Annotated in this window: 12 protein-coding genes and 1 pseudogene; 7 read left to right on the forward strand and 6 right to left on the reverse strand. The window is 52.8% G+C overall.

What is annotated here, in order from left to right; genetic code table 11:
* Positions 1 to 76 precede the first annotated feature (76 nt).
* A complete protein-coding gene (locus A6395_RS09135) occupies positions 77 to 1366 on the forward strand; it encodes a hemolysin family protein (protein WP_233589702.1) in 1290 nt (429 codons plus the stop codon).
* Between the two features lie 12 nt (positions 1367 to 1378).
* Here the strand turns inward: A6395_RS09135 and A6395_RS09140 are convergent, their stop codons facing one another.
* Positions 1379 to 2563 (reverse strand): amidohydrolase, encoded by a 1185-nt coding sequence (locus A6395_RS09140; protein WP_071398772.1) that lies wholly within the window; start codon positions 2561 to 2563, stop codon positions 1379 to 1381.
* Between the two features lie 14 nt (positions 2564 to 2577).
* Positions 2578 to 3006 (reverse strand): NUDIX hydrolase, encoded by a 429-nt coding sequence (locus tag A6395_RS09145; protein WP_071398773.1) that lies wholly within the window; start codon positions 3004 to 3006, stop codon positions 2578 to 2580.
* A gap of 138 nt (positions 3007 to 3144) precedes the next feature.
* Between A6395_RS09145 and A6395_RS09150 the strand changes: the two genes are divergently transcribed.
* Both A6395_RS09150 and htpX read left to right on the forward strand, forming a co-directional pair.
* A complete protein-coding gene (locus A6395_RS09150) occupies positions 3145 to 3693 on the forward strand; it encodes a LemA family protein (protein WP_071398774.1) in 549 nt (182 codons plus the stop codon).
* Positions 3694 to 3714: 21 nt separating this feature from the next.
* Positions 3715 to 4596, forward strand: coding sequence for a zinc metalloprotease HtpX (gene htpX / locus A6395_RS09155; protein WP_071398784.1), 882 nt, complete (start codon positions 3715 to 3717; stop codon positions 4594 to 4596).
* Between the two features lie 35 nt (positions 4597 to 4631).
* On the opposite strand, the gene nagE is transcribed toward htpX, so the two are convergent.
* Genes nagE through A6395_RS09170 form a run of 3 tightly spaced genes read right to left on the reverse strand, consistent with a single transcriptional unit; the run spans position 4632 to position 7472 of the window.
* The gene (gene nagE, locus A6395_RS09160; protein ID WP_071398775.1) at positions 4632 to 6119 is read right to left on the reverse strand and encodes an N-acetylglucosamine-specific PTS transporter subunit IIBC; all 1488 of its coding nucleotides are present in this window, start codon (positions 6117 to 6119) and stop codon (positions 4632 to 4634) included.
* Entirely contained in the window at positions 6116 to 6964 is an 849-nt protein-coding gene (locus A6395_RS09165) for a PRD domain-containing protein (protein WP_071398776.1), read from the reverse strand. Before A6395_RS09165 ends, nagE begins: the two co-directional genes overlap by 4 nt.
* Positions 6965 to 6983: 19 nt before the next feature.
* Positions 6984 to 7472, reverse strand: a complete 489-nt coding sequence (locus A6395_RS09170) for a PTS sugar transporter subunit IIA (protein ID WP_071398777.1) — start codon at positions 7470 to 7472, stop codon at positions 6984 to 6986.
* 458 nt (positions 7473 to 7930) lie between these two features.
* On the opposite strand from A6395_RS09170, the gene A6395_RS09175 reads away from it, so the two are divergent.
* Positions 7931 to 9841: an endonuclease MutS2 gene (locus tag A6395_RS09175; RefSeq protein ID WP_071398778.1), complete on the forward strand. Its 1911-nt coding sequence runs from the start codon at positions 7931 to 7933 to the stop codon at positions 9839 to 9841.
* A gap of 43 nt (positions 9842 to 9884) precedes the next feature.
* On the opposite strand, the gene A6395_RS09180 is transcribed toward A6395_RS09175, so the two are convergent.
* Positions 9885 to 10457: a hypothetical protein gene (locus A6395_RS09180; protein WP_071398779.1), complete on the reverse strand. Its 573-nt coding sequence runs from the start codon at positions 10455 to 10457 to the stop codon at positions 9885 to 9887.
* A gap of 143 nt (positions 10458 to 10600) precedes the next feature.
* On the opposite strand from A6395_RS09180, the gene A6395_RS09185 reads away from it, so the two are divergent.
* The 3 genes and pseudogenes from A6395_RS09185 to A6395_RS09195 all read left to right on the forward strand — a co-directional run bounded on the left by A6395_RS09185 (position 10601) and on the right by A6395_RS09195 (position 13248).
* Positions 10601 to 11248 carry a response regulator transcription factor gene (locus tag A6395_RS09185; protein WP_071398780.1) on the forward strand — a complete coding sequence of 216 codons (648 nt, stop codon included), beginning with the start codon at positions 10601 to 10603 and terminating at the stop codon, positions 11246 to 11248.
* Complete coding sequence (locus A6395_RS09190) at positions 11248 to 12516, forward strand: HAMP domain-containing sensor histidine kinase (RefSeq protein ID WP_071398781.1); 1269 nt, start codon at positions 11248 to 11250, stop codon at positions 12514 to 12516. The genes A6395_RS09185 and A6395_RS09190 overlap by 1 nt, the downstream gene beginning before the upstream one ends.
* Positions 12507 to 13248, forward strand: a pseudogene (locus A6395_RS09195) (AAA family ATPase). Before A6395_RS09190 ends, A6395_RS09195 begins: the two are co-directional and overlap by 10 nt.
* Positions 13249 to 13407 lie beyond the last annotated feature (159 nt).

Here is a 13407-nt window from a genome sequence, read left to right on the forward strand (position 1 = left end):
ATATGATGAGATGGAGTCGTACGAAATATACGTAGAGGTGATGAAACAAGTGGATTCTTCCATAGTAATTGATTTAATGATCGTCATATTTTTGATCGTGTTGAACGGGGTGTTCGCGATGACAGAAATCGCGCTCATCTCGTCGAAACCGGCAAAACTTGAAGTTGAGGCGAATCGAGGTAAACGCAGCGCCAAGATTGCGCTCAAACATTCAAAAGACCCGACAGACCTGTTGTCGACCGTCCAAGTCGGGATCACATTGATCGGAATCATCAACGGGGCTTACGGGGGCGCGCGTTTTTCAACACCGCTCGCTGAACTATTTGCACAGCTCGGAATGAGCGCGCAGTACGCACCGACGGTCGGCTATGTGGTCGTCGTCACGATTATCACGTATTTGTCGCTCATCATCGGAGAACTTGTCCCGAAACGGATTGCGCTCGTGTCACCTGAACAGGTGACGATGTCAATCATTCCGGCGCTTGATTTGTTCAGCAAAGTCATGCGACCGTTCATTTGGATCTTATCGAAATCGACACTGTTCTTGTTCAAATTGCTTGGCTTGAAAGCAGAACAGTCGAGTGGGGAGACCGAGCTCGAAATTAAACAGTTGTTGTTCGAAGGGGCGCAGCAAGGGGCGTTCGCCCATGAAGAAGTGCAACAAGTCGAGCGCGTCTTCGCTTTCCACGACCAGTTGATCTATGAACTGATGCAGCCGCGGACGATGCTCGAATGGGTCGACCTCGAGGATGACATGGACGATATTAAAAAATCGATTTATGAGAGTAAACACAACAAACTTCCAGTCGGACGCGATTCGCTCGACGAGTTCGTCGGCTACATCGATGTCCGTGATATTTTAACGCTCGCGACGTTGCGTGAGCCGTCACAAATTTTAAAACGCATCAAGCAGCCGCTCATCGTGCCAAAGCAACGCGAGGCCAGCCAAGTGCTGCAGATGATGCAAAAGAACGGCGTTGAGATCGCGTTCGTGCTCGATGAATACGGTGGCTTCCTCGGTATGGTCACGTTGTTCGACATACTAGAAGAGATTGTCGGAGAAGTGATGATTGAAGAAGAGACGCCGGAAGTGGTCCGCCGCGCGGACGGGACGTACTTGGCGGATGGCTTGCTCGGGATTGAAGATTTAAAACGGACGTTCGGGATTCGAGATAACCGTTTCGATGAGGGCCGTAATTTGTACCACACGCTAGCAGGGCTCGTCATTTACTCGCTCGGTGACTTCCCGAAACGCGGAGACATCGTCGAGGCGTACGGGTTACGTTTCGAAGTCGTCGATATGGACGGGAAACGTGTCGACCAAGTTCTCGTGTCGATGTTATCAGAAACGCCAAACGAAGACTGATGCCTTAGGGCGTCAGTCTTCGTTTTTGTGTGTGTTCCATGTTTCGAACGCCGCGCGCATGAGGACGCGGGCGGTGTTTAGCATGGCCCGTTCGTCCACATCAAAGCGAGGATGGTGGTGAGGGAAGACGGCGCCGACTTCAGGATTGCCGGCCCCGGCGAAAAAGAAGCTGCCGGGAACATGTTGCATGTAGTAGGCGAAATCTTCTCCGACCATGAGCGGAGACATCTCGATGACGCCGGCTTCACCGACGACGCGAGCTGCACTTTGGCGAACATGTTCTGTCTCGGCGTAATGATTGATGACGGGAGGATAGCCGCGGATATATTCGAGCTCATACGTCGCCTCGCTCGCCGCGCAGACGTGGGAGATGGCGCGTTCCATCTCTGAGATGATTCGTTCTTGCGTTTCTAGCGTAAACGTTCGGACCGTCCCGGATAGCTTCGCTTCATCGGCGATGACGTTAAACGCCTGCCCCGCGATGAACGTACCGACGCTTAAGACGGCCGGCTCGAGCGGGTCGATGCGACGGCTGATGACTTGTTGCAACTGACCGACGACGTTCGCCCCGACCATGACGGCATCGACCGTATGTTGCGGAATCGCGCCGTGGCCACCTTTCCCTTTGATCGTCAGCTCGAAGCGGTCGGCTGCGGCCATGATCGGACCTGCTTTTACCCCGATCGTGCCATACGGGAGCGGCGTCCAGATGTGAGCGCCGAAGATGTAGTCGACACCGTCCAAGCAGCCGTCTTCGATCATCGGTTCGGCTCCTCCGGGCGCGAGTTCTTCCGCAAACTGATGGATGAGAACGACGTCTCCCGGCAGGTCGGTCTCACTCAAAGCTTTGGCGAGCACGAGCAGTGTCGCCGTATGGGCGTCATGGCCGCACGCATGCATCGAACCGTTCACTTTGGAGCGGTACGACACGTCTTTCAAGTCTTGGATCGGCAAAGCGTCAAAGTCGGCCCGGAAGGCGATGGTTGGTCCGTTACCGCCTCGAATGCGTCCAACGACACCGTTGCCGCCGACGCCTTCGCGGACTTCGAGGCCGAGCTTGCGCAAATAAGCGGCAATCGTTTTTGGTGTCTCCTGTTCTTCAAACGACAGTTCGGGATATTGGTGAAAATGACGTCGAAGCGTCACCATTTCGTCGTACAGATCCGTCAATCTTGAATCGAGGTCAGTCACAAGCATGATTTGCACTCCTGTCAGTTGATCATTTTTGGTTGAAGCAAGGCCCATACGTCATGTGAATCCAGATCGTCAAGAATTGGACGATGTAATAACTTTTGTGCTTCGTCAGCCGTTACCCATCTGGCGTCACTATGTTCCTCGGAGAGGGTTACGGTTGTCACGATCGGGTGAGCCAAGTACGTCATGATGACGACTTGGCGATTCGGGTCGGTCAAAAACGTCGTAGCGTACAACAATTGTTGGACCGCGACACGCAAACCGGACTCTTCGAATACTTCCCGTTCAAGGGCATGTTCGAGCGTCTCGCCAAAGTCAAGTTTACCGCCGACGAGCTCCCATGTGCCGGGATTGACCTCGTCATCGGCTGCCCGTTTGATGATGAGGAGGTGGTCGTCTTGCACAATTACCGCTTTCACGGCAACAACGATGGTAGGAACGGACATTGTGACACTCCTTTGCATGAATTCGTGAGGGAACCCACAGTAGATATGAACCATTTTCTACATATTCTCTAAGTTATGCTTATGGTATACGACGAAAGGGAATTAATACAGAAGTAAATCATGAAATGAGGTGTTGAAATGGGTTGGATTATCGCAATTGGTATCATCGTCGTCTTGGCGGTCATCTATTTTTCGATGTACAACGGACTTGTCAAATATCGAAACTGGGTCGACGAGTCGTGGGCGCAGATCGACGTTCAGCTGAAACGCCGTTACGACTTGATTCCGAACTTGGTCGAGACGGTGAAAGGGTATGCGAAGCATGAACAAGAGACGCTCACGAAAGTCGTCGAGCTACGAAACCAGCTTGGCTCGAAGACGAGCCGTCAGGAACAGATGGAAGTGAATGATCAACTGAGCGGTGCGCTCAAAAACTTGTTCGCGCTGCGCGAGGCGTATCCAGACTTGAAAGCGAACGAGAACTTTATGATGCTTCAAGAAGAGTTGACGCAGACAGAGAACAAAGTCGCTTACTCGCGACAGCTGTATAACAACACGGTCATGAAATACAATACGAAAATCGAATCGGTCCCGACGAACATCATCGCTTCCGTCCAGAAGTTCGAAAAACGCGACATGCTCGAGGCGCGCGAAGAAGAACGCGAGAACGTTCGCGTCTCATTCTAATGGATTGGAGTGGCGACGATGATTCTGTATGAACAAATCCGCAAGAATAAGATTAAAACCGTGTTCATCGTGGCTGGATTCGTCCTCCTCGTCTTAGCCGTCGGGGTTGTCATCTCGTATTTGAACTATGGCGATCCGCTCCCAGGGCTCATCTTCACTCCGGTGTTCTCGTTGTTTTACATCGGGATCGTCATCATGTCGAGCACGAATATCGTCATGAAGATGAATCACTCCCAAGAGATCACATCGGTCGAACAACATCGTTTCTTATGGCACACGGTCGAGAACATGGCGATGGTCGCCCGTGTCCCGATGCCACGGATCTTCATCATCAATGACCCGTCACCGAACGCGTTCGCGACCGGGCTCAAACCCGAGAAGGCAGCTGTCGCCGTGACGACGGGTTTAATGGATCAGTTGACCCGCGAAGAACTCGAAGGTGTCATCGCCCACGAGGTCGCGCATATTAAAAACTATGACGTCCGCCTGGCGACGGTGACGCTCGCCCTCGTCTCCGTCATCGCCATCATGAGTGACATCGGTTCCCGGATGCTGTTTTTCCGAAGTATCGGTGGACGGCGGGACAACAACCAAAATCCGATCTTTATGATTGTCGGGCTCGTCCTGTTGATTTTAGCTCCGATCATCGCGACGCTCGTCAATCTGGCTATCTCGCGAAATCGTGAGTTTTTGGCTGATGCGAGCGGAGCTGAGCTGACGCGGAACCCGGACGCACTCGCTTCGGCGCTCGAGAAGATCGCTAACGTCAAAACGCCAGTGAAAGAGGCGTCACGGGCGTCGGCATCACTTTATTTTTCGGATCCTATGAAGAAAAAGCTGAGCGGACTGTTCTCGACACACCCGAATCCGGAAGAACGCATCAAACGACTACGAGGCATGTAAAAAAAGCCACCTCAGCGTGAGGTGGCTTTCGTTCGTCATCCGGCGCGGTTGCTCCGGAGTTTTTCAATCTCTTCGAGGACGAATTGAACGTTCGTCCCGACGATGACTTGAATATGGTTCGGGCTGACGACTTTAATTCCTGGGATGCCCGCTTTCTTAATTTGCGTTTGATCGACCGTGTCCATGTCTTTGACGTCGACACGGAGACGTGTGACACACGATTCGATACCGGTGACGTTTTGGTCACCACCGAGACCGTCATAAATCATGGCTGCCATCGCAGAGTACTGACCACCTGCTGCAACTGGTGCCGTTTTCGTTTCACCTTCAGGCGCTGTTTCTGTCGCGACTGCATCAACCTCTTCGTCCGACTCGCGACCTGGCGTTGCCAAGTTAAGTTTGACAATCATGAAGCGGAAGATCGTGTAGTAGATGGCACCGAAGACGAGGCCTTGGACGAGCAACATATACGGCTGGTTCGCAAGCGGTAGCCGTGAGCTGAGGACGAAGTCGACGAGACCGGCACTGAAGCCGAACCCGGCCGTCCATTGGAATGTGGCAGCGATAAAGAGTGACACGCCTGTCAACACAGCATGGACAAGGTAAAGAACTGGTGCGAGGAACATGAACGAGAACTCGAGCGGTTCCGTGACACCTGTGAAGAATGAAGCGAACGCTGCGGCGAGAAGGAGCGAGGCCGCTTGTTTTTTACGTTTCGTTTTCGCAGTGTGATACATCGCTAGGGCTGCTGCCGGGAGACCGAACATCATGATCGGGAAGAATCCAGCTTGATAGCGTCCAGTGATCCCTTTCTCACCTTCACCGGACCAGAAGTTACCGATATCGTTGATGCCGGCAACGTCAAACCAAAATACCGAGTTGAGGGCGTGGTGAAGACCTGTCGGGATCAACAGACGGTTGAAGAATCCATAAAGTCCAGCACCGATTGCTCCCATTTTAGAGATTGTTTCACCGAATCCGACGAGTCCTGTGTAGACGACCGGCCAGACGAAGTAAAGTGCGACCGAGACGAGAATCATCGAGAACGCCGTCATGATTGGGACGAGACGCTTGCCGCTAAAGAAGGCGAGGGCGTCAGGTAACTGAACGTGACTAAAGCGGTTATACATGGACGCGGCGACGAGACCTGACAAGATCCCAACGAACGCGTTAGCGATTTTACCGAACGCCGGGTTGACGGCTTCGACGTCTACACCTTGGAATAATGCGACTGTTGCTGCTGATAAAAGTGTCGTGACCGTGAGGAAAGCGACGAGACCACTGAGAGCGGCTGAGCCGTCACGGTTTTTCGCCATACCGAGGGCGACCCCGACAGCGAAGAGAATTGGAATGTTATCGATGATGGCTGCACCGGCTTTGATGAGGAAGGCGGCGGCGATGTTTTCAGAACCCCAGCCTACCGGGTCGATCCAGTAACCGATGCCCATGAGGATGGCCGCTGCAGGAAGTACCGCAACCGGCAACATGAGCGAACGTCCGAGACGTTGTAAAAAGTTCATCATTGTAAATGTCCTCCTTTTTGATGGTGTTGATCTTGCAGGCGTTGAATGTGGAGCGTGATGTAACCAAGCTCTGACTCGGGCAAGACGATGCCGTATAAGTTTTCCATTTCAGTTGCGACGTCAGACGCACACGCGTAAGCGGACGAGAATTTTGTTTGAATCATCTGAAGCATGTCCTCGTCGATCGTGTGATGATCGTAGTGGTTGACCCGATCCATGACAAATCGTAAATGGGTTAATAAGCGTTGATAGGATAAGTCATCTTCTTCGATAGATAGGTCGAGTCGTCGTGAAATCGATTGAATCATGTCTCTTACGATCGTCGTCTGTTTGACCGTCTTGCGCAAATCACCTCCTTTCACTTTGAGTGTATGGATATGGAGCGCGATGAAGGCCGCTTCGTCTTTCGGCATCTTCAACCCGATTTTGTCCTCGATCAGTTGCAGCGCCCAGAGCCCGATCTCATATTCGTTGCGATACAAGATTTTGATCTCGTTCAACAGCTTGTTCCGAAGCGAGATCCCTTCTTCTTCACGCTCGATGGCAAACGAGATATGATCGGTCAGGACGACGTGGATGTGCTCATTGAACGTCGTCTCGAGCCGCTTCTCCGCATGCGTGATAATTTCTTCGGAAATGGTGAAGTGGTCGACCGGGATGCGGCTTAAGAGTTGTTGAAACTTATCGTTTTCCGACATGACGAATAGTTTTTCGATTTTATGCGGATTGACGATGTCGTTGCGCCCTTTTTTAAAGGCGACGCCCGGTCCGATGGCGATCTTTTCTTCACCTCCGTCCGAGACGATGACCGCGTTGTTGTTTAAGATTTTTTTGATTTTTAACATGTGTCCTCCTATCGAGGAGTCATTGTTCCGCTTGAGCGACGACAGTCTTTCCGGAAAGCGAGGGCCCGCCCGCGTGGAACGAGTAGGGGTGAGGTAAGTCGCTTCCGTTCGTGACGATCATCGGAGTGACCGTGTCCTTCCCGGCTTGATGAATCTGCTTCAAGTCCGCTGTCAACAAAGGATGTCCGACGTCAACATGGTCACCGACAGTGACGTGGACTGTGAACGGGTCTCCTGAAAGTTCGACCGTGTCTAACCCGACGTGAATCAAAATCTCAGCTCCGTCTTCCGTCCGGATGCCGATGGCGTGTTTCGTCGGTGCGACTTGGACGATCGTTCCATTAGCCGGTGCGACGACTGTTCCGTTTGTCGGCTTAATGGCGATTCCGTCGCCCATCATCTTCTCGCTGAAGACGGGGTCGGCCACTTGCTCAAGTGGAATGATGTCTCCTTCCATGGGTGCATAAAGTGTCAGTGTATGTCTCTTCATCCACTTATTCAATAACATGTTCACTTCATCCTTTCCTTGCGAAAATGATTGTGAAAAAACAAAACAGGCATGGAGTATAGACGGGTGGCGTGAGCCTTTCGTCTTACCCCATGCCTGATCGAATCAGTCACATGTGATCAATATTTGTTTCTTCTGTCTCAACATAGCACGCTATCTAAAAGAAGACAAGACCTAATTTGTAAGCGCTGTCTAAAAAATGTACTTATTCTGAAATTTGTTGTATAGTGAAGACGAATCTTAAGTGAAAGGTGTTGCATGTTGATGAGTGAGGTCGTATCTGCCTAACGAACTGAAAAACGTAGGATGACGCGTGTTTTTGTCATGCCTTCATGTTCTGTTACGGATACCGCCCATCATAAACTGCCAGACACCGGTCTGTCTTTTTGCGTTGGTCGTCATCGACCGACGCTTTTTGTTTGCGCGGTATCTCCACCCTATTTTAAGGAGAGATCACCATGAACGAACAAACGTTAGAAAAACTACAATATACTGAACTCATCCAACGAGTCGAACGCTACTGCATCAGCGGGTTTGGTCGCAAGTTGCTCAGAAATCAACAACCGACGAGCCATCTACAGACGGTGAAGAAACGACTGCAGGAGACGTCGGAGGCACGAGCGATCCTAGACGCCTCGTCGCACGTCCCGTTCATCGGGGTGTCCGACATGGAACCGCTCATCGGGAAAATCAGTCGTGGCATCCAACTCGAGGCGGGTGAACTTGAAGCCGTCGCTGAATTTTTCCGCGGAGCCCGCAAACTGAAACGATTCATGGCCGAGCAGACGTTCTTTGCACCGTTGTTATCTCTGTACGCGGACGAGATGAGTGAAAGGCGCTCGATCGAAGAAGAAATCGTTCGGTCGATTCGGGCCGGACGCGTCGTTGATGAGGCGTCAAAAGAACTGAAACGGATCCGGAAGCAAATCGATATTCTCGAAGGACGGATCGAGGAGCGGTTGACTAAATTTTTGAAGAGCGCGGCCAACCGTGAAGCGATTCAAGACGCGTTTGTGACGAAGAAGCAGGACCGATTCACGATCCCAATCAAGGCGTCGTACAAACATAAAGTCGCCGGGACGATCATCGATACGTCGAACCGGGGGACGACCGTGTTCATCGAGCCGGAAGCGATCAGCAAGCTGAACGCGGAAATCGCCGTCAAACGGACCGAGGAAGCGGTTGAAATCTATCAAGTGCTCGCGACGCTGACCGGTATGGTAGCCGAAGCGTTACCGGCGATTGAGACGACGCTCGACGTCATCGCCCAGTACGACATGGTATTCGCCAAAGGGAAGTATAGCCAGACGATCGAAGGAATTTCGCCACGCGTGAACGGGACCGGGAAAATTCGTTTGCGACAAGTCCGGCACCCGTTGCTTGATGGGGCGGTCCCGCTCGACTTCTCGCTCGGCGAGACGTACCGCGGACTCATCATCACCGGACCGAACGCCGGCGGGAAAACGGTCGTCTTGAAGACGATCGGCTTGCTTACTTTAATGACCATGAGCGGTTTGCACATCCCGGCTCATCCCGATACGGACATCTCGGCGTTTGACGACGTGTTCGTCGATATCGGTGACAATCAAGACATGGGTTCTGCCCTCAGCACGTTCTCGGCCCACATGAACAACGTGGCGACGATCATGCAGCGGGCCGGCAAGCGATCGCTGCTCTTATTTGACGAAATTGGGAGTGGGACCGAACCGAACGAAGGCGCGGCGCTCGCCATCGCGATTTTAGAAGAGGCGTACAAGCGCGGCTGTCTCGTCGTCGCCTCGACCCATTACGGGGAAATCAAAGCGTATTCCGAGACGCATCCGGACTTCATGAACGCGGCGATGCAGTTCGACCCGGACACGCTCGAGCCGAAGTATCGGTTGTTGATCGGTCAGTCCGGTGACAGCAACGCGTTGTTCATTGCCCGGAAAATGAAGCTGCCCGAAGCGATTTTGAAACAGGCGTCACGTTATATGAAAGAAAAAGTATATGACCAGACACTCGTCGACACTTCGAAGCTGACACAAGAAGTGGTGAATGCGAAACCGGAACTGATCCAGCAATTTGAAAAAGGAGATCGCGTCCGGTTACTCGAGACGAATCAAGTCGGGCTCGTCTATGCGACGGACGATTCTGGGCGACATGTCACGGTTTACACGGAAGGGACGTTCAGCTACCATCCGTTGCGACGCGTCCGGCTTGAAGCGCAGGCGGTTGATCTCTATCCGGCGGGTTATGACTTAGAGACGTTGTTCGTAGACTATCGAGAGCGCAAAGAGGCGCATGATTTTGAGCGTGGCTCGAAGAAAGCGTTGCGTCGTGTTGAAAAAGAGATTCGGGCACGGCAACGCGCCGAACGTGGAGAGTGATCTTACACCTAAAAAGGCAACCAAGATTTGGTTGCCTTTTTACTTACAGTGAATTTGTACTCTGATTTTCTACATTGTCATCTGTTGAAGGTGTATTGTTGTCTTGGTTTGGCCCACCGAATTGGCCACCGTGATGCGATCCGTGACCGTGTCGACCTCTGCCTCCCGGTCCTTGCATGTCTAGGTCGTCATAGCTTGTCACGTCGGCGAATCGTTCCTCATGTTCAGCTAAAATCGCGTCGGCTTCCGCTTGCGTCAAATTACCGTTCTCGACCGCTGCATCAAGTTTCACTTCGTGTGAGGCGATGATCGCGTCAATGAATGCGTCGACCGTGATGCCTTTCTCTTCTGCGAGCTCAGGAAGCGACTGTCCTTCTTCGCGTGCCGCTTCGACCTCGGCTTCGGTCAAACCGAGCGCCTCAAGCAACGCCGCTTGTCCGGCTGCCCGGTCTCCGAACATGCCGCGTTCACCACGTTCACCGCGTTCGCATTGCGTCGAAGCTTCCGTCGATTCTGTCGTTTCAGTTGTCGTCGTCTTGTTCGTGGCTGCGTAGGCGCCTGTGCCCGAAACGGCAAGCAGGCCGGCCAAAGCGAGTGCTAATTTTGATGATTTCATGTGTATCTCCTCCTTTTACTACCTCAAGTGTAGATCTTGCCCGCCGGCAAGTTGTGAGGGAGTTGCAAGGTTTTTGCAAATTGTATTTGGGAAACGATGGGATGCTTTCTTGATGCGATATAATGGGAGTGGAGGCGATACAGATGAACGTGCTCGTAGTGGAAGATGAACAGAAGCTAGCGGACGGGATGGCCCGTTTTTTGACGTACTCGGGCTTTACTGTCAGCGTGGCGGGGACACTCGCCGAGGCGAAACGACTGCTTGATCAGCCGTTCGATGCGGTACTGCTCGACGTTCGCCTGCCGGACGGGGAAGGATGGACGCTCATTCCGAGATTACAGACACTTCAGCCGCGGCCGGCCATCGTGTTGACGACGGCACGCGGGGAAGCCGATGACCGGGTGTTCGGTCTTGAGCTCGGTGCTGACGACTATTTAGTCAAACCGATCGTCTTGAAAGAGCTCGAGATTCGATTGAAGCGTCTCGTCAAGCAGACGGACGGCATCGTGTTCGGCGATCTGAAAGTGGATGAAAAATCACGGACGGTGACTGAAGACGGGAAACCGATTCGATTGGCCAATAAGGAGTACGAACTACTGGTCTATTTCATGAAGCATATCGGGGAAGCGCTTGACCGGAATCGATTGCTCGACGACGTGTGGGACTATACGTTCGTCGGTGACACGAGGACGGTCGACACGCACGTTAAACAGCTCCGCGACAAGTCCAAGACGATCAAACGGCAGTTGAAGACGGTGCATCGGGTCGGTTATCGATTGGAGGACATGTGATGAACCGGTTGATGAAAAAGTTGTTGTGGACCGCCATTCTCCCGCTCGTGGTCATGGCCGTGCTCACGTTCGGACTCACGTCGCTCTTGATCGGCCGCTTTGCCGAGACGGAAAGTTACGCCCAGCTCGAGCGTGAAGCGGACATCGTCTATGACGCGTTAGCTGAGGGGCGAGGCATACCGGGACAGCTCAACGTCCTCGTGTTTCAAGACGGCGAACCGATCGATCTTGACCGAGGCGGACGGATGCGGAGACAGATGACACCGACGCTGAACCCGGACGCTTTGACGGAACGCGATCAAGTCAGCGTAAACGGTACGCGTCTCTTGACGTTTTTACGAGAAGAAGGAGATATTCAAATCGTGACGTATACGAATGCGCCGCTAGCGAATCCCCAGTTCCGTCAAATCTATATGATTCTCGGGAGTGGCTTCTTGCTTGCCCTTGTTGCGGCGATTGGCGTGACGTATTGGATGGGTCGGCGCTTAACGTCCCCGCTCGTCCAATTGAAACAAGCGACCGCAGCAATCATGGCAGGAACACACACGATCAGCTTGCCGCCGGTCACAGACGATGAAATCGGTGATTTGACGGGAGCGGTCGATCAGATGAATCGTGCGCTTCAAGAAAAAGAGACGCTGCAAAAGACGTTCATCTCTGGGGTTACACATGACGTGCGGACACCGCTCGCTATCGTTCGCAACGAGGCAGAGATGCTCGAGCTCGGCGTCGTTAAGCCAGAAGACGTCTCGTCGACGGGACGGAGCATGACCGAAGAAGTTGACCGGATCGATCGTCTCGTCACGCAGATGCTCGAGTACTCGAAGTTATCGTCACGAAGTCTGCCGCTCCAAATCGAGCCGATCCGATTGGACGGACTCGTTCGTGAGACGGTGGCACGAATGGAAGACTGGTTCCGGCATAAACAAGTCACCGTCCAACTCGAACTCGAAGCAGTCACGCTACAAGCCGACCAAACGGCGATGGAACGGGTGTTGTCCAACTTTCTTCATAACGCCTACCAGGTAAGTCCCGATGGTGGCGTCATCACAATCAGAATTGTCGGAAACCGACTCGAGATCGAGGATCAAGGTCCGGGGCTCGATGATAGGATGCGTGCGAGCGTATGGGATATGTACGTCAAAGGTGACCGGTCGAACGGACACGGTCTTGGACTCGCCATCAACAAGTTGTTGCTCGAAGCGCAGCAACTCAATTACGGGGTCGAATCAAACGAGGGGGCGATTTTTTGGATCGAATGGGATTGAACTTATTTTTACGAGGTGTCCGCTTAGAACGAGATCGTATCGAAACGCCAGGGTATCCGTTTTCGCTCCCGATTTTTGAAGCGTTTGACGAATTGACGTTGACGAAGCCGGTCACGTTTTTAGTCGGGGAAAACGGCAGCGGCAAGTCGACGTTGATCGAAGGGATGGCGATTGCCGCTGGATTCAATCCGGAAGGCGGGGCGACGGCGTTCCGCTTTGAGACCGAGTCGACACATAGCCCGCTGTTCGAGGCGTTGCGCCCGATTCGTAGTGCGTATCGCCCGAAGGACGGTTTTTTTCCTCCGGGCCGAGACGGCGTATCAGCTATCAAGTTATGTAGACAAAATAGCGCGATCGAGTCCTGACCCTGAACGGTTTTATGAATCGTATGGTGGTCGTTCGCTCCATGAGCAGTCACACGGGGAAGCGTTCTTGTCGCTCATGCTACATCGTTTCCGGGGCGCGGGCCTCTATATTTTAGACGAGCCGGAGGCCGCGTTGTCGCCGATGCGTCAATTGACGATGCTCGCCCGGATGCATGAGCTCGTTCAATCAGGAAGCCAATTTATCATCGCGAGCCATTCACCGATTCTCATGTCGTATCCGGACGCGGCGATTTTGGAAGTCGAGGCGGGGCTAGCGCCGACGACGTTCGATGAACTCGAACACGTCCGGGTCATGCGCGACTTTTTAGCGGCACCGGAGCGGATGCAACGCATCTTGTTTGAGTGAAAAACGGTCATAGTGTAAGCGTTTTATTTTTCTGTTGACGTCAAGATTTCAAGAGAGTATGCTAATAGCGAGAAGAAGAAAATCCACTTTGGGATTGTTACTGGTCATGCAGGCAAAACCTAAATTGATGCCGCTCATCCAATCTTTTGGACCGGTGTG

Source organism: Exiguobacterium sp. SH31 (assembly GCF_001816105.1).
Lineage (GTDB): Bacteria > Bacillota > Bacilli > Exiguobacteriales > Exiguobacteriaceae > Exiguobacterium > Exiguobacterium aurantiacum_A.

Coding starts and splice junctions, on each gene's coding strand:
- A6395_RS09180 (WP_071398779.1), bottom strand. CDS start 10,457: ATGAAATCATCAAAATTAGCACTCGCTTTGGCCGGCCTGCTTGCCGTT.
- A6395_RS09170 (WP_071398777.1), bottom strand. CDS start 7,472: ATGTTATTGAATAAGTGGATGAAGAGACATACACTGACACTTTATGCA.
- A6395_RS09175 (WP_071398778.1), top strand. CDS start 7,931: ATGAACGAACAAACGTTAGAAAAACTACAATATACTGAACTCATCCAA.
- A6395_RS09135 (WP_233589702.1), top strand. CDS start 77: ATGATCGTCATATTTTTGATCGTGTTGAACGGGGTGTTCGCGATGACA.
- A6395_RS09150 (WP_071398774.1), top strand. CDS start 3,145: ATGGGTTGGATTATCGCAATTGGTATCATCGTCGTCTTGGCGGTCATC.
- A6395_RS09190 (WP_071398781.1), top strand. CDS start 11,248: ATGAACCGGTTGATGAAAAAGTTGTTGTGGACCGCCATTCTCCCGCTC.
- A6395_RS09140 (WP_071398772.1), bottom strand. CDS start 2,563: ATGCTTGTGACTGACCTCGATTCAAGATTGACGGATCTGTACGACGAA.
- nagE (WP_071398775.1), bottom strand. CDS start 6,119: ATGATGAACTTTTTACAACGTCTCGGACGTTCGCTCATGTTGCCGGTT.
- A6395_RS09185 (WP_071398780.1), top strand. CDS start 10,601: ATGAACGTGCTCGTAGTGGAAGATGAACAGAAGCTAGCGGACGGGATG.
- A6395_RS09165 (WP_071398776.1), bottom strand. CDS start 6,964: ATGTTAAAAATCAAAAAAATCTTAAACAACAACGCGGTCATCGTCTCG.
- A6395_RS09145 (WP_071398773.1), bottom strand. CDS start 3,006: ATGTCCGTTCCTACCATCGTTGTTGCCGTGAAAGCGGTAATTGTGCAA.